Below are 19,525 nucleotides of genomic sequence, written 5' to 3' on the forward strand. Positions count from 1 at the left end.
CGGCACCGCTCGCCGTCACGAAAATACGGCGCGCCGGGCTTGCCGGCGCGCCGCGTCGATGCGGTTCGCTACGAGGTGAGCGAATGCGGTGCGGTCAGGCGACCGCCGGCCGCTGGTGGGCGCCCTCGCTGATCTCCTCGATGATCTTGCCGACGAAGGCGTCGAGGTCGGCGGGCGAGCGGCTCGTGACGACGCCCCGGTCGGTGACGACCTCCTCGTCGACCCAGATGCCGCCGGCATTCTTCACGTCGGTCTTGATCGATTTGTAGGATGTCAGCCGGCGCCCCTTGGCGACCCCGGCCTCGACGAGCAGCCACGGGCCATGGCAGATCGCCGCGACGACTTTGCCAGCGTTGACGAATTCCTTGACCAGTTCGACCGCTTTCGGCTCGAGGCGCAGCTTGTCCGGGTTGATCTGGCCGCCCGGCAGCACGAGCGCGTCGTAATCGGCGGCGCGGATCGAATCGAGACCCTTGTCGATCTTCACCGGGCGGCCCCAATCCTTCTCGTCCCAGCCGAGGATCTCGCCGGGATTACGGGTGCCCGCCGGCGCGGCGACCTCGACGGTCGCGCCAGCCTCCTTGAGCTTGCGCAGCGGCACCTCGAGCTCGGATTGCTCGTATCCGTCGGTCGCCACGATGACGATCTTCGCCTTGGTGATGTCGGTCATGATGAGCTCCTGGTCTGGAAGCGCCCGCCGGCGTCCCCGAATGCGATCGCGCTCACGGGTCCGCCGGCCGGGTGCCGATCCCGCTCCGAGCGGCCGTTATTGGACCATCTGCTCGGAGAGAGCGGTGACGTGGGCGAGATGGGTCTGCAGAACCGGCAGCGCCTGACGCGCGAAGGTCGCGAGCGGTGTGCCGCGGTTCTGCTTCGCATAGGTGCCGAACAGGCCGACCGCCTCCTGATGGGCGAGAAGCTGGCCCATCACATAGGCGCGGTCGAAGGCGGCGCCCTTCTTCATGCCCTGAAGTCGCTTCAGCTCCTGGGCGTGGGCGGCGTCCAGCCCGGCCGGGATGACGATCGAGGGATCGGCGCGGCGGGCGGCGCGGGCGAGGCTGCGCGACAGGCGCGTGTGATCGGTGATCATCGCCTGGGCGAACGCCTTGATCTCGGGATTGGTGGCACGCTTCAGCGCGACCTCGGCGGTGGCGATCTCGTAGACACCGGAGATCGCCGCCTTGTCGACGAAGGTCTTGAGATCCGTCGTCGCCCGGGTCGGGTTCGAAGTCGCCGGGTTCATCACCTGCTGGCCGGGCGAGGGCATCTGGCCGGCCGGCGCACGGGGCACGACATCCGGCGCCTTGCCCTCGGAATCCATCGGCTGGGTCGCCCCGGACGGATTGGTGGGATCCATGGCCGGCGGCTGGCTTTGTGCGAATGCCGCGGGAACCGGCGCGAGCGACAGGAAGGCAGGAACGACGAGGGCCGCGGCGGTGATGCGCGCTGTCTTCATGGAGTTTCTCCCGAATAGGGCGCCCGCATTGGCGGGCGCGTTCGGGGGATCAACCCGTTCGGCCGGCGCGTGTTCCATCCGCGGGGGCCGGCAGCGTCCCGCGGAGGCCGCCCGCTCGTCCCTGAAGGGCCGCCGTGAGCGGCAGGCTCGGCGGCCGAAATGAGAAAGGCGCGCCCGTCGGACGCGCCTTTTCGTCAGGTCTGAGGCCCGGCCACGGCCGGGGGAGGCCATAGAGCTCGGAGCCCTGTCAGGCGCCCTTGCCGAGATCGCGGGCGAGCACGTCCTCGAGATCGGCGCCCTTCGGGCGGCCGCGCGGGATCTCGCCCTTCACCCGGAACAGCACATATTCGGCGATGTTGGTGGCGTGGTCGCCGACGCGCTCGACGCTCTTCGCCACGTGCAGGAGGTGGGCGCAGCTCGTGATCGAGCGGGTGTCTTCCATCATGTAGGTGATGAGCTGACGGAAGCAGGCCGAATAATAGGTGTCGAGCTCGACGTCGCCGTTGAGCACGGCCTCCGCCTTCACGCTGTCGCCGTTGATGTAGGCGTCGATCACGTCATGAAGCTGCTTCTTGGCGAACACGGCCATGTCTTCGAGCACGGTCGTGGTGCCCGGCTTCGGCCGGTCGTGGCCGAGCAGCACGGCGCGCTTGGCGATATTCTTCGAAAGATCGCCGACGCGCTCGAGATCGGCCGCGATGCGCACCGCCGAAAAGATCTCGCGCAGATCCGCCGCGACCGGCTGGCGCCGGGCGATTACGTGGATCGCGGCCTCTTCCACTTCCGCGTCGAGGGCGTCGATCTGGGCATCCTCGATCACGAGGTTGGAGGCCCGATTGATGTCGCCGTCGACCAAGGCGTCCACGGCGGCATCGAACAGCCGCTCGACCCGCGCGCCCATCTCGACCACCCGGTCGGTCACGGTCCGCAGCTCTTCGTCGAAGGCCTTGACGAGATGTTCGCGCTCCATCTTCCGCTCCTCGCTCTCGTCAGCCGAACCGGCCGGTGATGTATTCTTCCGTCTTCTTCTGCGACGGAGCCGTGAAGATCTTGTCAGTCACATCGAACTCGATGAGTTCGCCGAGATACATGAAGGCGGTGTATTTCGAGACGCGGGCCGCCTGCTGCATGTTGTGGGTGACGATGGCGATCGTGTAATCGCTCTTCAGCTCGTCGATCAGTTCTTCGATCTTGCCGGTCGAGATCGGATCGAGGGCCGAGCACGGCTCGTCGAACAGGATGACATCGGGCTTCACCGCGACGGAGCGGGCGATGCAGAGGCGCTGCTGCTGGCCGCCGGACAGGCCCATACCGCTCTTGTGCAGCTTGTCCTTGACCTCTTCCCACAGCGCGGCGCGGCGCAGCGCATGCTCGATGCGGCCTTCGAGCTCGGACGCCGGCAGCTTCTCGTAGAGCCGGATGCCGAACGCGATGTTGTCGTAGATCGTCATCGGGAACGGCGTCGGCTTCTGGAACACCATGCCGATCTTGGCACGCAGCAGGTTGAGGTCCTGCCCGCTTTCCAGGATGTTCTTGCCGTCCAGCAGCACCTGACCTTCGGCGCGCTGCTTCGGATAGAGCTCGTAGATGCGGTTGAGGATGCGCAGCAGGGTCGACTTGCCGCAACCCGACGGGCCGATGAAAGCGGTGACCGTCCGGTCGTAGAGCGGCAGGTTGATGTTCTTCAGCGCCTTGGAGTCGCCGTAGAAGAACGACAGATCCTTGATCGTGACCTTCTCGCGCAGCGTGGAGGCCTGGGTGGTGTCGATGGACGGGACGGTCATCGGTCGGTCCTCGTATTGGCCAACGTGCGGGCGATGATGCTGAGGGCGAGCACCGCGAACGTGATGATCAGGGCACCCGTCCAGGCGAGACGCTGCCAGTCCTCGTAGGGGCTGAGCGCGAACTGGAAGATGACCTGCGGCAGGCTCGCCATCGGGGCGTTGAGATCGACGCTCCAGAACTGGTTGCCGAGCGCGGTGAACAGGAGCGGTGCGGTCTCGCCGGCGATGCGGGCGATCGCGAGCAGGATGCCGGTGATGATGCCGGCCTTGGCCGCGCGGTAGGCGACCTTGGAAATCACGAACCAGCGCGGCGCGCCGAGCGCCGAGGCCGCCTCACGCAATTGGTTCGGCACCAGCAGGAGCATGTTCTCCGTGGTGCGCACGACGACCGGCACGACGATCACCGCGAGTGCCATGGCACCGGCGATGCCGGAGAAATGGCCCATCGGCACGACCATCAGCTCGTAGATGAACAGGCCGACCACGATGGAGGGCGCCGAGAGCAGGATGTCGTTGATGAACCGCACGATCGTGGCGAGCCGGGTGTGGCGGCCATATTCGGCGAGGTAGGTGCCCGCGAGCATGCCGACCGGGGTGCCGACGAGCACACCGATCACCTGCATAAGCAGACCGCCGACGATCGCGTTGAGGAGGCCGCCCGCGCTGCCGGGCGGCGGCGTCATCTCGGTGAAGACTTCCAGGCTGAGGCCTGAGATGCCCTTGTAGAGGAGCCCGACCAGGATCAGCACGAGCCAGAGGATGCCGAAGATGGCGGCGCCGAGCGAAAGCGCCATGAACAGGGCATTGCGGAATTTGCGGGTCGCGTACATCCGTCGTTCTTCCTCAGCCGAGCCGCTTCTCGATCCGCATCAGCATGTAGCGTGCCGCGGCGAGGACGATGAAGGTGATGACGAAGAGGATGAGGCCGAGCAGCAACAGGGACGAAGTGTAGACCGCGCCGTCGGCTTCGGTGAACTCGTTCGCGATGGTCGCGGAGATCGTGGTGCCCGGCGCGAGGATCGACGTCGAGATGCGATGGGCGTTGCCGATCACGAAGGTCACCGCCATGGTCTCGCCGAGGGCACGGCCGAGGGCGAGCATGATCCCGCCGATGACGCCGACCCGGGTGAACGGCAGCACCACCTGCTTGATCACTTCCCACGTCGTGCAGCCGAGCCCGTATGCCGATTCCTTGAGCATCGGCGGCACGGTGTCGAACACATCGCGGGTGATCGAGGAGATGAAGGGCAGCACCATGATGGCGAGGATGAGCCCCGCCGTCAGCACGCCGATGCCGTAAGGCGGGCCGGCGAAGATGCTGGACAGGCCCGGGATGTCGCCGAAGGCGGCGATCAGCGCGGGCTGGACGTGCTCTTGAAGGAACGGGGCGAAGACGAAGAGGCCCCAGATGCCGTAGATGATCGAGGGGATGCCGGCGAGAAGCTCGATCGCGATGGCGATCGGGCGGCGCAGCGGCCGCGGGCAGAGCTCGGTCAGGAAGATCGCGATGCCGATGCCGACCGGAATGGCGATCACCATGGCGATGAGCGAGGTCACCACCGTGCCGTAGATCGGCGCCAGCGCGCCGAAATTCTCGGTGACGGGGTTCCACGATTGGGTCAGGAAGAAGCCGAGGCCGAGCGCGTTCAACGCCGGCAGCGAGCCTTGGATGAGCGAGAAGATGACGCCGCCGAGGATGAGGAGGACGAGGACCGCCGACGCCCAGGTCATCCCCCTAAAGGCGTTGTCGGTGGCGGCGAAACGCCGGAGCGTTCCCTTCCGCACGGAAGTCTCGCTGTGGTCGAGTGCCATGTCCGCCATGGATCTGCCGGCCTTCCTCTCGATTCCGCTCCGAACCGCTGCGGTCCGTTCCCCGGGATCAGGATATGGTCAAGCTGTCTGCTCGCAGCGATCGCAGCGGATCGGACGAGCCATGCCGAGATGATAGGGCGCCGCTATACCGCCGCAAACCGCCCCCGAAAGATCGGAGACGCGACGGCAGCAAGGCGATCCCCGCGGCGGCCCGACCCGCGCCCGTGAGGCGCGGACGGATGCCGGAGTAACGCCGAAAGCGGCGGGCGCTGACGCCCGCCGCCTCCGTCATTGGATCACTGCCCGGCGTAGACCGGCTTGCCGTCGGCCTTGATCTCGTCCCAGGACGCCTCGACCAGCTTCACGACGCTGTCCGGAAGCGGAACGTAGGCGAGGTCTTCCGCCATCTTGTCGCCGTCGGCATAGGCCCAGGCGAAGAACTTCAGGGCCTCGGCAACAGCCGCCGGATCCTTCGGGTTCTTGTGGATGAGGATGAAGGTGGCGGCCGAGATCGGCCACACGGTCTCGCCCGGCTCGTTGGTCAGGATGGCGTAGAAGCCCGGGGTCTTCGACCAGTCGACGGCCGCCGCGGCAGCCTGGAAGGCTTCGGCGGTCGGGGTGATCTTCTTGCCCGCCGCGTTGATCATGTTGAGATAGGTGATGTTGTTCTGCTTGGCGTAGGCGTACTCGACGTAGCCGATCGCGCCCTTGGTCTGGGTGACGTTGGCGGCAACGCCTTCGTTGCCCTTCGCGCCGATGCCGACCGGCCACTCGAGCGAGGCATTGGCGCCGACGCCGGACTTCCAGGCTTCGCTAACCTGCGAGAGGTAGGTCGAGAACACGAAGGTGGTGCCCGATCCGTCGGAGCGATGCACGACCGCGATGGCGGTCGCGGGCAGGCTGACGCCCGGGTTCAGCTTGGCGATCGCCGGGTCGTTCCAGGCCGTGATCTTGCCCTGGAAGATGTCGGCGAGGGTCTGGCCGTCGAGGGCGATTTCGCCGGCCTTGATGCCGTCGATGTTGACCACGGGAACCACGCCGCCGATGACGGTCGGGAACTGGGCGAGACCGGCCGCTTCGAGGTCCGCCGGCTTCAGCGGGGCGTCGGAGGCGCCGAAGGTCACGGTGCCAGCCTTGATCTGCTTGATGCCGCCGCCGGAGCCGATCGACTGATAGTTCAGGCCGTTGCCCGTCTTCGCCTTATAGGCCTCGGCCCACTTCGCATAGATCGGGTAGGGGAAGGTCGCGCCGGCGCCGGAAATGTCGGCGGCCTGGGCGACGCCGGCGGCGACGAGCGCCACCGAGCCAGCGATCAGCGCGGCGAGCCGCGTCCGGTTGAAGAAGGTCATCTGAGCCTCGTGGATCGTTGCGGTCCCGCCATCAGGACCCATTGAACGAGAGCCGCGAACTCGCGCATGAGTTCGGGCGGATAATCGGCACGACACCCGCTCTAGGCTGCTTGGATGACATTACGATGAAAGTCTGGGAGCGGCCGCGCAGGACGCCGCTTTCTCTTTTTATTTTCGCGGCTTAGAGATGAAGCGGCGAGGCGCGGCAGACGCGCTGCACGGCTGACCAATCGCGACATTTGACACCGGAGCGGGCCTCGCCGCGGGCGACGCCGGACGCACCGTTCACAACTCTTCGTTATCGCAACGAAGGCCCCCGGACCCGAAGCAGCCGGCAGCTTCGCAAGCCACTCGATCCGGGACGGCTCCAGGATGGCCCGGCACATCACGACACGACCGTAACGGATACAGCGGACTCTATACGGCGCGGGAGGGAATTTGGTGGAGCCAAGGGGAGTCGAACCCCTGACCTCTTGAATGCCATTCAAGCGCTCTCCCAACTGAGCTATGGCCCCACGACCAGCCTCATGCGTTGAATGTGCCCGCTCGCTTTGGGATGGCGAACACCGCTGAGACGCCGCGGACATTAGGCGGAGCGCTTTTCGGAATCAAGTGAAATACGCGCCGATGAAGGTCGGTCCGGGCACTCTCGACCCCTCGCATCAAGTATTTGATTTTAAATGATATTCAGCCCTCTCGATCCACCGAGGGTGGTGCGCCGGCGAAACGTCCCTGTGGATAGCGGGGGTGGAGCGGGCAAAAAAATACGACGGCCGCCTGCCCGCAAAGCACCCTATCGAGGGTGCGTGCCGATCAGGCGGCGCGCTGTCCGCCCGGAGCCGCGAGCGCGGCCCGAGGGGGCTCGGCCACGCGGCCCGCGGCGACGGGGGCGTGGGTGCGCGCGAATTCCATCTCGGCGCGCAGGCGCTGCGCCTCGCGCCGGTGCAGCCGTGCCGCGCGGCGATGCTGGCCGCCGGCGAACCACATGGCGACGCCGCCGACGATCACGCCGATCGCGAGCGCCGCGAACACCACCCAATAAACCGGCAGTTCGGCCTGGAGGCCGGAGGCGGTTGCGGCCCCGAATGGATCGAGGTGCAGGCTCATCGGCTGCCGGTTCGCCACCGCGAAGGCGATCAGAACGATCGCGACCGGAACGACGATGAGGATTTTCAGGATGCGCATGGGCCCTCGCCTCTCCGGCCGCGACCCGCCACATAACGCGGAACCGCGGCCGCGATTGCGGATCGGCTATTCGTCGCCGTGGTCGACGCCGTCGTTCAGACGAAGCCGCATCTCCTTGCCGGTCTTGAAGAACGGCACATATTTCTCGTCGACATCGACCTGTTCGCCGGTGCGCGGATTGCGCCCGAGCCGCGCCGGCCGGTTCTTCACCGAGAAGGCTCCGAAGCCCCGGAGCTCCACCCGATCGCCCCGAGCCAGAGCGGCCACGATCTCGTCCAGGATCGCGTTGACGATGTTCTCGACGTCGCGCTGGTAGAGATGCGGGTTTCGTTCGGCAATTCGCTGCACGAGCTCCGACTTGATCATGGCATCGCCCCAACTAGATCGCCGCGCTCGGACGGCCCAAGCTGCCAAAGGGAGGTGAGGCCGTCAAGGCGACGCGGGATCGCATCGCCGCCGATCTCTTCAGACAAAGCGCCCCAGAATCCGTGGCCGAGCGCCGCACCGAGATCGGAGCCGAGCGACCACAGGCCGCGGTCGCGCTCGACCTTCCAGGTGCGCACCGGCAGCCCCGTCGGAACCTTCCGCGCGGTCTCGAGCCAGGCGATCGCCGCCCCCTCGCCGCCGAGCGCGTCCACGAGCTTCGCCTCGAGCGCCTGATGGCCGGTGAAGACGCGTCCATCGGCGAGCGTCCGGGCGACGTCGGGGGCGAGATGGCGGCGCTCCGCGACGATCGAGACGAACCAGTCGTAGGTGTCCTTGACGAGGCCCTCGAGCATCGCCTTGGCCTCGGGCGGCGGCGGCGCGAACGGGGTCGGCTCGGCCTTGAGCGGCGAGCTCTTCACGGAATCGACGCTGATGCCGATCTTGTCGAGCAGCTTGCTCGCCTCGCCATATTGGAAGAGCACGCCGATCGAGCCGGTGAGCGACGTGCGCCGCGCCACGATGTAATCGGTGGCGATCGCGGTCATGTAGGCCGCCGAGGCGCCGAGCGTGCCGATCACGGCGACCGTCGGCTTCTTGGCCGAGAGCGCGCGCAGGGCCTCATAGAGGTCCTCCCCGCCCGTAGTCGACCCGCCGGGGCTGTCGATCGCCACGATGACGCCGGCGACATTGGGGTCGCGGGCGATGCGGTCGATCATCCGGATGCGGTCGCGATCTTCGAGGATCATGCCGGTGACGGCGATGCGGGCGATCTGCGGCCCGTCGCGACCGATCAGATGGCGCCAGCCGCCGGAGGCGAGCGCTGCGACGGCGACCGCAAGCGCGACGAGCGCGACGATGCCGATCACCCGCCACGCCGACAGTGAGCGCCGAAGGCGCCGGCGATCGACGATGGTATCCGCGTCGAGGCTCACGGGTGGTCCCTCCGTTCGCATGATCGGGCGTCGGCCGCGGTGGGCCAACCCCTGATGGGTCGCCCGCGATGAAGCAGACGCATGCGGCGAAAGCAAGCCAGAAGCAAGGGGATACGCGCGATCGACCCGAACCGGGAGCGGAAGCCGGCCGACAGAGCGCGGCCGAAGGCGCCGCGCTCGACGGCCCAAAAAAGAAGGCCCGCCGATCGGCGGGCCTTCGAGAGCGTGACGGAAGCGGCCGGACGAGCCGGCCGCGACCGGGATCAGTCCTTGTCGCCGTCCTGGCGGGCGCGCAGAGCGGCGCCCAGGATGTCGCCGAGCGAGGCGCCGGCGTCGGCAGAGCCGTACTGAGCCACGGCCTCCTTCTCCTCGGCGATCTCGAGCGCCTTGATGGAGACCTGGACCTTGCGGGCGCGACGGTCGAACTGGAGGATGCGGGCATCCACCTTCTCGCCCGGGGCGAACCGCTCCGGCCGCTGGTCGCCGCGCTCGCGCGCGAGGTCGGCACGGCGGATGAAGGAGGTGAGATCGGTCCCGATCAACTTCACCTCGAGACCGCCTTCCTTCACCTCGGTGACTTCGCAGGTGACGATCGCGCCCTTCTTCAGGTCGCCCGCTTCCGCGAACGGATCGCCGGCGAGCTGCTTGATGCCGAGCGAGATGCGCTCCTTCTCGACGTCGACGTCGAGAACCTGCGCCTTGACGACTTCGCCCTTGCGGAACTCCTCGATGACCTGCTCGCCCGGACGGTTCCAGTCGAGGTCGGAGAGGTGGACCATGCCGTCGACGTCGCCGTCGAGACCGAGGAACAGACCGAATTCGGTCTTGTTCTTGACCTCGCCTTCGACCACCGAGCCGATCGGGTACTTCTCGACGAAGCTCTCCCACGGGTTCGACAGGGTCTGCTTGAGACCGAGCGAAATGCGGCGCTTCACCGAGTCGACCTCGAGGATCATCACTTCCACTTCCTGCGAAGTGGAGACGATCTTGCCCGGGTGAACGTTCTTCTTGGTCCAGCTCATCTCGGAGACGTGGATGAGGCCTTCGATGCCCGGCTCCAGCTCGACGAACGCACCGTAGTCGGTGATGTTCGTCACGCGGCCCTTGAAGCGCGCGTTGACCGGATACTTGGCCTCGATGCCCTCCCACGGATCGGCGAGGAGCTGCTTCATGCCGAGCGAGATGCGGTGCGTCTCGTGATTGACGCGGATGATCTGCACGCGGACGGTCTGGCCGATCGTGAGGATCTCGGACGGATGGTTGACGCGGCGCCACGCCATATCGGTGACGTGCAGGAGGCCGTCGATGCCGCCGAGGTCGACGAACGCACCGTAATCGGTGATGTTCTTGACGACGCCCTCGATGATCTGGCCTTCCTCGAGGCTCTGGACGAGCTCGGAGCGCTGCTCGGCGCGGGTCTCTTCGAGCACCACGCGGCGGGACACGACGATGTTGCCGCGCCGCTTGTCCATCTTGAGGATCTGGAACGGCTGCGCGTTGTGCATCAGCGGGCCGACGTCGCGCACCGGGCGGATGTCGACCTGGCTGCGCGGCAGGAAGGCCACGGCGCCGTCGAGGTCGACGGTGAAGCCGCCCTTGACCTGATTGAAGATCTGGCCGTTGACCTTCTCGCCCTTGTTGAAGGCTTCCTCGAGACGGACCCAGCTCTCTTCGCGGCGGGCCTTCTCGCGCGACAGCACGGCTTCGCCGAGGGCGTTCTCGACGCGCTCGAGATAGACCTCGACTTCGTCGCCAACGTTGAGGGCGCCGTCGCGGGCGCGGGCGCCGAATTCCTTGAGGGCGACACGCCCTTCGACCTTCAGGCCGACGTCGATGACGGCGAGGTCCTTTTCGATCGCAACGACGATTCCCTTAACAACGGAACCTTCGTGCATCTCGGCACGGCCGAGAGATTCGTCGAGCAGCGCAGCGAAATCTTCGCGCGACGGGGTTTGGAACGAGGCCATTCAGACTCCTGAGCGTGCCGGCGGTTCGAGTTCATCGGACCGATCGTCGAACCCGGGCCCTCACGGGCCGCCGTCCTCGACGGGACGGGCCGGCACAAGCGGGCTCTTCGATCGGGGGTGTCGCGGGCATGGCCGACGCAAACCGGCCGCCACCCTTCGCGTGCCGCGCCGCCCGTCCTTCTGCGAAACGCCGAAAGGGGGCGCGCTTGAGGCCGCCCCTTCGTTCGCTTCGCGGACCCGATCGGCAGCCGCGCCAGCTTTGACGCGGTTTACATAACGATCAGGCGGCCGTGGGACAAGCCGAAACGGCAGAACAGAGCCAATTCTCGCGCTTCACGCTTTCGTTCTGCGTGGTGCCGCGCGTCTCGGCGTGCTCACGACGCCCGGGCGCGGTCCACCGCCGCGATCGCGGCGGCGAAGGCCTCTTCGGCGTCAAGCGTCGTGGTGTCGATGACGACGGCATCGTCCGCGGCCTTAAGCGGGGCGGTCGCGCGGGAGGAATCCCGGGCGTCGCGGCGCTTCAGATCGTCGAGCACGGCCGCCGCGTCGACGGCAATGCCGCGGCCGCGCATCTCGGCGACGCGCCGGCGCGCCCGCTCTTCGACGCTCGCGGTGACGAAGAGCTTCACGTCGGCGTCGGGAAACACGACGGTGCCGATGTCGCGGCCGTCGAGCACCGCGCCGGCCCGCCCGAAATCGCGCTGGCGCTGGAGCAGGGCCGCGCGCACCGCCGGCATGGCGGCGACCCGCGAGGCCGCCTCGCCGACCTCGTGGCGCGACAGCACCTCGCGGTCGAGGGCCTGAAGGGCAAGCGTCTCGGCCGCCGCGACGGCCGCCGCCTCGTCGTCGAGATCGAGGCCGCGGGTCATCAGCGTGTGGCCGACGGCACGGTAGAGCAGCCCCGTATCGAGGTGCGGCAGGCCATAATGGGCGGCGAGGCGGCGGGCGAGCGTGCCCTTGCCCGACGCCGCGGGTCCGTCGATCGCGACGATCACGCCGAAAGGCCCGCCTCGTCGCGGGTGAGCGTCGCGCCGAGGCCCGACATCAGCGTCAGGAAGCTCGGGAAGCTCGTCGCGATCATCGCGGTGTCGTCGACCGCGACCGGGCTGTCGCTCGCGAGCCCCATGACGAGGAAGCTCATGGCGATGCGGTGATCGAGATGGGTCGCAACCGCGCCCCCGCCGATCGCGCCGGTGCGGCCCCGAACCCGGAGCCAATCGGGACCCGCCTCGTGTACGACCCCGTTCGCGGCGAGGCCTGCGGCCACGGCGGCGAGGCGGTCGGATTCCTTCACCCGGAGTTCTTCCAGTCCCTCCATCACCGTCTCGCCCTCGGCGAAGGCGGCGGCGACGGCGAGCACAGGATATTCGTCGATCATCGACGGCGCGCGGGCGGCCGGAACCGTGATGCCCTTGAGCCGCGAATGGCGGACGGTGACGTCGCCGACCCGCTCGCCACCGGACAGGCGCTCGTTGGTGATCGTGAGATCCGCGCCCATCTCGCGCAGGGTGTCGAGGAGGCCGGTGCGGGTCGGGTTGAGGAGCACGTCCTCGACGGTGACCTCGGAGCCCGGCACCAGGAGACCGGCGACGAGCGGGAAGGCGGCCGAGCTCGGATCGGCCGGCACGGCGATGCGCTGCGGCGTGAGCTCGACGGGACCGGTGATCGAGATGCGGCGCGCGCCGTCGTCATCGATCGTGATCTTGAGATCGACGCCGAAGCCTTCGAGCATGCGTTCGGTGTGGTCGCGGGTGGCGATCGGTTCGATCACCGTCGTCGTGCCCGGGGTGTTGAGCGCGGCGAGCAGGATCGCCGACTTCACCTGCGCCGACGGCACCGGCAGGCGATACTCGATCGGCAGCGGCCGCGTCGCGCCGCGCACCGAGAGCGGCAGGCGGTCGCCGTCGCGGGCGATGACCTGGGTCCCCATTTCGCGCAGCGGCCCGAGGACGCGGCCCATCGGCCGGCGCGACAGCGAGGCGTCGCCGATGGCGGTCACCGCGATCGGATGGGTGCCGACCATGCCGAGGCAGAGGCGGACGCCGGTGCCGGCATTGCCGAAATCAAGCGGCGCGGTGGGCTCGAGGAGACCGCCGACGCCGACGCCTTGGATATGCCAAGCTCCGTCGGCATCGCGCTCGACCCGGGCGCCGAGGGCGCGCATGGCGGCGGCGGTGCCGAGCACGTCGCCGGATTCGAGAAGGCCGGTCACGATCGTTTCACCGACCGCCAGCGTGCCCAGCATCAGCGAGCGGTGGGAGATCGACTTGTCGCCCGGCACCCGCACACGCCCGCGGAGGGGAGCGGAGGCTGCGGCGCGGAGCGGTTCGGGGGTGTGGGCGTGGCTCATCGTGACGGTTCGGCGCTCGTGCTGACGCGGAAGGCCGGTCCGCGGTCGGTCCCGGCGCGCCCTCGTATCACGACGTTCCCGGCCCGTCACGCCGCCGTAAGCCCGCTAACGACAGAAGCCGCTTGAACCGCGGCCGCATCCGGTGCATTCGGGCTTTGACAGCCCTGCGATGCTTCTGTATGGGAGCGCCGCTCATTTCCAACGCCTACCGAAACGAGGCCCGACCGTGGCAAAACCGGAACTCGGTACCAAACGGCACTGCCCGAACTGCGGGACCCGTTATTACGACCTGAACCGCGACCCCATCCTCTGCCCGAAGTGCGGCACCGTGTTTGAGGCGAGCGCCGCCACCATGCGTGAGCGCGCCGCCAAGCTCGCGGCGGTCGCCGAGGACGAGGCCGAGATCGAGGAGGAGATCAGCGGCGTCGAGCTCGTTCCGCTCGAGGAAGCCGATGGCGACGCCGCGGAAGGCGAGGATGTGCCGGACGATCTCGACGACGGCGCGATCGAGCCGCTCGGCGAGGACGACGACACCTTCCTTGAGGAGGAGGACGAGGGCGACGACGACGTGACCGACATCATCGGCGACGTCGACGAGGAAGAGGAGCGCTGAGCGCTTCTCGAAACTCACCCCCGAAGATTCCGATCGCCCGGCCTCGCGCCGGGCGATTTCGTTTCGACGCGAGGACTCCGGGACACCGCCGCCCGCCCCCGCTCACCGCTCCACTCACGGATCGATGAGGCGCAGATAGATCGCCTTGGCGACTGCGTGGGTCTTGTTGTTGGCGTTGAGCTTCTGCAGGCACGCCCGCATGTGGGTGCCGATGGTGTCGAGCGCGATGCCGAGGATTTCGGCCGTGTCCTGGGCGGTCTTGCCGCGTGCCGCCCAGGCGAGCACGTCGCGCTCGCGATCGGTGAGACGGACGAGATCGGGCGTTTCGTCGTCGAGGTGGATCCGCTTGCCCTGCCCCTGCTGCACCGAGGCGAGGTCGACGATCCGTTGCGCCCAATACAGCATGACCATATGCAACCAATGACTATTGTCCCGCACGGTGCGGCGGAACTCTGAAACTTGCCCGGTCCAGAAGAAGGTGCATGCGCTCGAATAGGGCCGGCCGAGCCGATCGACATAATGGAAGGGCACGACGAGGCCCTCGCGGTAGCCGTGATCGCGCGCCGCCATCATCGTCCGGATCGCCCCCGGATAGCGCCGCCCGAGCCGCGGCGGCAGCGGCACCGCCCCCCAGGTGAACGGCGCGTTCGACCGGCGCCAGACCGGGATCACGGGATCGACGTCGACGAAACCCTCGCTTCGATAATCGCGGTCGAAGCCCGGCGCGATCGTATTGAGCACCAGAGGCGTGACGTCGCCGGGGCGGCCGTCGATGAACGAAAAGGCGCTGAAGCCCGTCGCCTCCGCAATGTTTTGCAAGATCCGTTTGAGCTCGCCGATGGTGGCGGCCCGTTCGATCGACGAGAGAACCTCTTCAAGCGCCGCCGCCGCACCAAACATCACGATTTCCAGTGATACCGCCCCCCTACGATAACCATCAATTGTCGCGACATGGCAACGGGGGCGAGGGCCATGGCGGACGATCTCCTGAGGGCAGTCTTCTTTCGGGCGTCGCGGGATCCTGTGCTGACGCACAGATTGCACGTTTTCCGGAAGGAACTCTTCGTTGACGAGCTCGGATGGGACCTCGCGGTCTCGGGCGAAGCCGAGCGCGATCAGTTCGATCTGATGGATCCGATGAACTGCGCGCTCTTCGTCGGCGACGACCTCGTCGGCACCTTCCGGGCGCTGCGCTGCGACCGGGCCTATCTCGGCAAGGAGGTCTTTCCTCAGCTCGCCTGGACCCACCCCTATCCGACCTCGTCGGAGTGCTGGGAGATCAGCCGGCTCGGCATGATGCGCGCCCACCGCCGCCACGCCAAGGCGCTCTACGCCGCGATGTTCGCGTTCGGCTGGATGCGCAGCGCCCGGGCACTCGTCGCCATCGCCGACCTCGAATACGAGCGCTTCCTCCACGTCCTCGGCATCGAGACGCACCGCTACGGGCCGCCGCAGGAGATCGGTCGCGATCTGCGCGGCCGCCCGATCGTCGCCGTCGCCGGGGAAATCCCCCTGCGCGACCAACCGCCGGCGCTCGTCGCCAAGATGCACGCCCTGCTCGACACCATGGAGATCACCGATGAAACACTGGTTCTCGGATCTCGTCGCGTTCCAGCGTGACCCGCTCAACTTCTTCCTCGATCGCGGCAAGGCGGCGACCGAGCCGCTGGTGCCCCTCGCCATGGGGCCGTACGCCGTGATGCTCGTGGCCGACCCCGAGCTCGTGAAGCCGATCATGAAGGCCGAGGAGGCCATGATCGACAAGGGCAAGCTGATCTACAAGCTGCGCGAGATCATCGGCCGCAGCTCGATGACGCTGTCCGGCCCCGATCACAAGGCGCGTCGCGCCGCGCTGCACCAGCAACTCGCCCGGGGCCTCGCGACCTCCTACGTACCGCAAATCTCCGCCATCATCCGCGAACAGGCGGCCGCGCTCGCGGTGGAGGGCCGCTTCGAGGCCCACCACGTCACCTCGCGGCTGACGCTCCGGGTGATCTGCAACATCCTGTTCGGGCCGGACGTGCTCAGCGCCGAGGACGAGACGCTCCTCATCGAGTCGATCAAGCTCGTCGAGGACGACCTCGCCGCCGACATCTTCAAGGTGCTGCCCGACCTGCCCTGGGTGCGGGCGCGCAAGAAGGCGCGGATGCGCCACGGCCGGGCCCAGATGATGCACGTCGTCGAGCGGGCCAAGGATCGCGCCGGGCAGGCTTCGATCCTGCGCGCTCTCGATGCGCTGAAGCTGCCCCCCGAGGAGCTCGGTGACGAAGTGCTGCTGCTGCTGCTCGCCGGCCACCACACCACCGGCACCGCGGCGGCGTGGCTGCTCTATCACATCGCCGCCGACCCGGCGCTCGCCGCCCGGCTCGCGGCGGAAGCCCGCGCGGTCAGCGACGACACCGGCGAGGCGGTGCCAAGCCGTCTGCCGGGGGCGGCGACCAGCCTCGCCGTTGTGCGCGAGGTGCTGCGGCTCTATCCGTCGGCGTGGTGGCTGTCGCGCGAGGTCAAGCAGCGCATGGAGCTCGGCGGCCGCACGTTGAAGCCGGGCACGTCGCTCCTGATCTCGCCCTGGCACATGCACCGCGATCCGAAATATTGGGCGAACCCGGACAAGTTCGATCTCGAACGGAAGTTCGCCGGCGCCGCCTTCCTGCCCTTCGGGGCGGGGCCGCGCGCCTGCGTCGGCATGGGGGTCGGTATGCTGGAACTGCAACTCCTCGCGCTCGAGTTCGCCGCCGCCTACGAACTGCGCCCGCTCGCCGGGCCGCCGCCCGGACCGAAGCCCTCCATCACCCTGATCCCGCCACCGATGCTTCTCGGGCTGCGGCTTCGGGAGGTTGCTCCGCCCCCCACGCCCCCATCGAGGAGATCGCCCGTGAGCCGCAGCGACTTGGCCAAGAAGCGTGAGAATGCCCCGGCGACCGTCGAGCCGTCGCTGGTCACCTATCTCGAATATGCGCTCTCGGACGTCGGCGAGATCGACGAAACGGCCGCGAGCCTGCTCGAGGCCGCGATCAACCGGCTGCGCCTCGTCGGCGGTCTCGACCGGGAGGGCCGCCGGGCCATGAATTGAGGCCGGCGGCGCAGTCGAGGCGGCCCGTCCCGCCTCGGAGAAGTACGGCCGGCCGGCACCACGAACGGTCGGCCGTATGGCGGACGGGCGCGGCAGGCCGGGGCGACGGGTGGGACACCCAGGCGCGTCGCCGCCCGTTCGCCCCCACGAATGCACGACGAGCCGCGCGGCATCCGCCGGCGGCTCGTCGCCTTTCGAACGTCTATCGGCAGCGCGCCGGCGCGGCGCGCCGAAGCAGGCGCCGATCGATCAGTACTTGTAGTGCTCGGACTTGAACGGGCCGGTCTTCTCGACGCCGATATAGGCGGCCTGCTCGTCGCTGAGCTGCGTCAGCGTCACGCCGAGCTTGGCGAGGTGCAGACGGGCCACCTTCTCGTCGAGGTGCTTCGGCAGCACGTAGACCTTGTTCTCGTACTGGTCGCCGCGGGTGAACAGCTCGATCTGGGCCAGCGTCTGGTTGGTGAACGAGGCCGACATCACGAAGCTCGGGTGCCCGGTGGCGTTGCCGAGGTTCACCAGACGGCCTTCCGAGAGCAGGATGATGCGCTTGGAATCCGGGAATTCGATCAAGTCGACCTGCGGCTTGACGTTCTTCCACTTGAAGTTCTTCAGCGACGCGACCTGGATCTCGTTGTCGAAGTGGCCGATGTTGCAGACGATCGCCATGTCCTTCATGGCGCGCATGTGATCGAGGGTGATGATGTCCTTGTTGCCGGTGGTGGTGACGAAGATATCCGCCTCGCCCACCGCCTGCTCGATGGTCTTCACCTCAAAGCCGTCCATCGCCGCCTGAAGGGCGCAGATCGGATCGATCTCGGTGACGATGACGCGCGCGCCGGAGCCCGACAGCGACTGGGCCGAACCCTTGCCGACGTCGCCGTAGCCGCACACCAGGGCGACTTTGCCGGCCATCATCACGTCGGTGCCACGGCGGATCGCGTCGACCAGGCTCTCACGGCAGCCGTACTTGTTGTCGAACTTCGACTTCGTCACCGAGTCGTTGACGTTGATCGCCGGGAAGGGGAGCTCGCCCTTCTTCTGCAGCTCGTAAAGACGATGCACGCCCGTGGTGGTCTCCTCGGAGACGCCGCGGATGTTCGCCTTCACCTTGGAATACCAGCCGGGGTTCTTGGCCAGCCGGGCCTTGATGGTGGCGAAGAAGGCTTCCTCTTCCTCGTTCTTCGGGTTGGCGATCACCGACGGGTCGGTCTCGGCCTTGGAGCCGATCAGAACCAGCATGGTGGCATCGCCGCCGTCGTCGAGGATCATGTTGGCGGTCTCGCCGCCGCCCCAATCGAACAGCTTGTCGGTGTAGGTCCAGTATTCTTCCAGGGTCTCGCCCTTCACGGCGAACACCGGGATACCCCGCGCGGCGATTGCCGCGGCGGCATGGTCCTGGGTGGAGAAGATGTTGCACGAGGCCCAGCGGACTTCGGCGCCGAGATGGACGAGGGTCTCGATGAGCGCCGCCGTCTGGATCGTCATGTGCAGGCTGCCGGCGATGCGGGCGCCCTTCAGCGGCTGCGTCGGGCCGTACTCGGCGCGGGTCGCCATCAGGCCGGGCATCTCGGTCTCGGCGATGTCGAGCTCGGTACGGCCCCAATCGGCGAGGGAAATGTCCTTCACGACGTAATCGGTGAATGCGGTCATCGGCGGCTCCTCAAGACGGCTCTCGGGCCTCTGTGGCACGGCGGGCTTGCGCGGGCCCGACATCATGGACGTGCCGGACCTTATAAAGCGCCCGCCGAGAGGGTCAATAAGGATATAAAGATTTCTTTATATGGACGCCCCGTCCGCAAGGCGGCTCAATCGCTCTCGCCGAACCCGTGGGAGACGAGGGATTCGAGCGCTTCGAGGACGGCGTCTGCCTGCGGGCCGCAGGCGCGGACGGAAATCGTCGTGCCGGGGCCGGCCGCGAGCATCAGGAGACCCATGATCGAGGTGCCGCCGACCTCTTGGTCGTCGCGACCGACGCGCACCTCGGCCTCGAACATCTCGACGAGGCGGGCGAACTTGGCGGCGGCGCGGGCGTGCAGGCCGCGCCGGTTGACGATCGCGAGATCGCGCACCCGCTCGGAACTATCGGTGACCGGCAAGGACCTGACTCGCCACGCTGATATATTTCTGGCCCGCCTTTTTCGCCTCGTCGACCGCGGTGGTGAGGTCGAGTTCCTCGCGAACGGACGCGAGCTTGACGAGCATCGGCAGGTTGACCCCGGCGATGACCTCGATCTGGCCGAGCTCCATCACGGAAATCGCCAGATTGGATGGCGTGCCGCCGAACATGTCGGTGAGGACGATGACGCCCGCATCGCCGCGCACGCGGCCGACGGCGGCGACAATGTCCTGACGCCGCCGCTCCATATCGTCGTCGGGGCCGATGCAGATCGTCTCTACCGCGGTCTGCGGGCCGACCACATGCTCGGTGGCCGCCTTGAGCTCATCGGCGAGCCGGCCGTGGGTGACGAGGACGAGACCTATCATCGCGTCTCCAACGCATGGCGTCCGCGCCGGAGGCACGGATCGTTCCGGGTTCCGAGGCCGGCCCCGGGCCGCCTCACATTTTCCCAGCCCCGCG

At 67.6% G+C, this 19,525-nt stretch carries 20 protein-coding genes and 1 tRNA gene; 3 read left to right on the plus strand and 18 right to left on the minus strand.

The features are described 5' to 3' along the window. Positions 1–94: 94 nt before the first annotated feature. From F0357_RS08255 to aroA, 14 genes are all read right to left on the minus strand, one after another. A complete protein-coding gene (locus tag F0357_RS08255) occupies positions 95–670 on the minus strand; it encodes a type 1 glutamine amidotransferase domain-containing protein (RefSeq protein ID WP_153479888.1) in 576 nt (191 codons plus the stop codon). Between the two features lie 96 nt (positions 671–766). Next, complete coding sequence (locus tag F0357_RS08260) at positions 767–1,456, minus strand: DUF4142 domain-containing protein (RefSeq protein WP_208948263.1); 690 nt, start codon at positions 1,454–1,456, stop codon at positions 767–769. A gap of 247 nt (positions 1,457–1,703) precedes the next feature. Further along, positions 1,704–2,426: a phosphate signaling complex protein PhoU gene (gene phoU, locus F0357_RS08265; RefSeq protein ID WP_153479890.1), complete on the minus strand. Its 723-nt coding sequence runs from the start codon at positions 2,424–2,426 to the stop codon at positions 1,704–1,706. A 19-nt stretch (positions 2,427–2,445) separates the two neighbouring features. Next, complete coding sequence (gene pstB, locus F0357_RS08270) at positions 2,446–3,240, minus strand: phosphate ABC transporter ATP-binding protein PstB (RefSeq protein ID WP_153479891.1); 795 nt, start codon at positions 3,238–3,240, stop codon at positions 2,446–2,448. Further along, entirely contained in the window at positions 3,237–4,034 is a 798-nt protein-coding gene (pstA, locus tag F0357_RS08275; protein WP_376767828.1) for a phosphate ABC transporter permease PstA, read from the minus strand. The genes pstB and pstA overlap by 4 nt, the downstream gene beginning before the upstream one ends. A 49-nt stretch (positions 4,035–4,083) precedes the next feature. After that, positions 4,084–5,061 carry a phosphate ABC transporter permease subunit PstC gene (pstC, locus tag F0357_RS08280; RefSeq protein WP_153479893.1) on the minus strand — a complete coding sequence of 326 codons (978 nt, stop codon included), beginning with the start codon at positions 5,059–5,061 and terminating at the stop codon, positions 4,084–4,086. 287 nt (positions 5,062–5,348) lie between these two features. Then, positions 5,349–6,401 carry a phosphate ABC transporter substrate-binding protein PstS gene (pstS, locus tag F0357_RS08285; RefSeq protein WP_153479894.1) on the minus strand — a complete coding sequence of 351 codons (1,053 nt, stop codon included), beginning with the start codon at positions 6,399–6,401 and terminating at the stop codon, positions 5,349–5,351. A 439-nt stretch (positions 6,402–6,840) separates the two neighbouring features. Continuing rightward, positions 6,841–6,916: transfer RNA gene (locus F0357_RS08290), tRNA-Ala, on the minus strand. A gap of 298 nt (positions 6,917–7,214) precedes the next feature. Further along, a complete protein-coding gene (locus tag F0357_RS08295; RefSeq protein ID WP_153479895.1) occupies positions 7,215–7,586 on the minus strand; it encodes a lipopolysaccharide assembly protein LapA domain-containing protein in 372 nt (123 codons plus the stop codon). A gap of 66 nt (positions 7,587–7,652) precedes the next feature. Then, positions 7,653–7,952: an integration host factor subunit beta gene (locus tag F0357_RS08300; protein ID WP_153479896.1), complete on the minus strand. Its 300-nt coding sequence runs from the start codon at positions 7,950–7,952 to the stop codon at positions 7,653–7,655. Continuing rightward, positions 7,949–8,944: a signal peptide peptidase SppA gene (gene sppA / locus F0357_RS08305; RefSeq protein ID WP_312861510.1), complete on the minus strand. Its 996-nt coding sequence runs from the start codon at positions 8,942–8,944 to the stop codon at positions 7,949–7,951. The genes F0357_RS08300 and sppA overlap by 4 nt, the downstream gene beginning before the upstream one ends. Positions 8,945–9,207: 263 nt before the next feature. Then, a complete protein-coding gene (gene rpsA, locus F0357_RS08310; RefSeq protein ID WP_153479898.1) occupies positions 9,208–10,911 on the minus strand; it encodes a 30S ribosomal protein S1 in 1,704 nt (567 codons plus the stop codon). Between the two features lie 374 nt (positions 10,912–11,285). Next, positions 11,286–11,906, minus strand: coding sequence for a (d)CMP kinase (gene cmk, locus F0357_RS08315; protein ID WP_312861511.1), 621 nt, complete (start codon positions 11,904–11,906; stop codon positions 11,286–11,288). After that, complete coding sequence (aroA, locus tag F0357_RS24465; protein WP_153479900.1) at positions 11,903–13,261, minus strand: 3-phosphoshikimate 1-carboxyvinyltransferase; 1,359 nt, start codon at positions 13,259–13,261, stop codon at positions 11,903–11,905. Before aroA ends, cmk begins: the two co-directional genes overlap by 4 nt. Before the next feature lie 226 nt (positions 13,262–13,487). Between aroA and F0357_RS08325 the strand changes: the two genes are divergently transcribed. Next, positions 13,488–13,874 (plus strand): TIGR02300 family protein, encoded by a 387-nt coding sequence (locus tag F0357_RS08325; RefSeq protein WP_312861512.1) that lies wholly within the window; start codon positions 13,488–13,490, stop codon positions 13,872–13,874. A 114-nt stretch (positions 13,875–13,988) separates the two neighbouring features. Here the strand turns inward: F0357_RS08325 and F0357_RS08330 are convergent, their stop codons facing one another. Then, on the minus strand, positions 13,989–14,774 hold the full coding sequence (locus F0357_RS08330) for a helix-turn-helix transcriptional regulator (protein ID WP_153479902.1): 786 nt from the start codon (positions 14,772–14,774) through the stop codon (positions 13,989–13,991). 138 nt (positions 14,775–14,912) lie between these two features. On the opposite strand from F0357_RS08330, the gene F0357_RS08335 reads away from it, so the two are divergent. After that, a complete protein-coding gene (locus tag F0357_RS08335) occupies positions 14,913–15,494 on the plus strand; it encodes an acyl-homoserine-lactone synthase (RefSeq protein ID WP_208948264.1) in 582 nt (193 codons plus the stop codon). Beyond that, the gene (locus F0357_RS08340) at positions 15,454–16,947 is read left to right on the plus strand and encodes a cytochrome P450 (RefSeq protein WP_153479904.1); all 1,494 of its coding nucleotides are present in this window, start codon (positions 15,454–15,456) and stop codon (positions 16,945–16,947) included. The genes F0357_RS08335 and F0357_RS08340 overlap by 41 nt, the downstream gene beginning before the upstream one ends. Before the next feature lie 249 nt (positions 16,948–17,196). Here F0357_RS08340 and ahcY read toward each other — a convergent pair whose 3' ends face one another. The 3 genes from ahcY to F0357_RS08355 all read right to left on the minus strand — a co-directional run bounded on the left by ahcY (position 17,197) and on the right by F0357_RS08355 (position 19,431). Further along, a complete protein-coding gene (gene ahcY, locus F0357_RS08345; protein WP_153479905.1) occupies positions 17,197–18,597 on the minus strand; it encodes an adenosylhomocysteinase in 1,401 nt (466 codons plus the stop codon). 155 nt (positions 18,598–18,752) lie between these two features. Then, the gene (locus F0357_RS08350) at positions 18,753–19,043 is read right to left on the minus strand and encodes an HPr family phosphocarrier protein (RefSeq protein WP_153479906.1); all 291 of its coding nucleotides are present in this window, start codon (positions 19,041–19,043) and stop codon (positions 18,753–18,755) included. Continuing rightward, entirely contained in the window at positions 19,027–19,431 is a 405-nt protein-coding gene (locus F0357_RS08355; protein WP_153479907.1) for a PTS sugar transporter subunit IIA, read from the minus strand. Before F0357_RS08355 ends, F0357_RS08350 begins: the two co-directional genes overlap by 17 nt. Between the last annotated feature and the right edge of the window lie 94 nt (positions 19,432–19,525).

Origin of the sequence: Segnochrobactrum spirostomi (assembly GCF_009600605.1) — a bacterium.
GTDB lineage: Bacteria > Pseudomonadota > Alphaproteobacteria > Rhizobiales > Segnochrobactraceae > Segnochrobactrum > Segnochrobactrum spirostomi.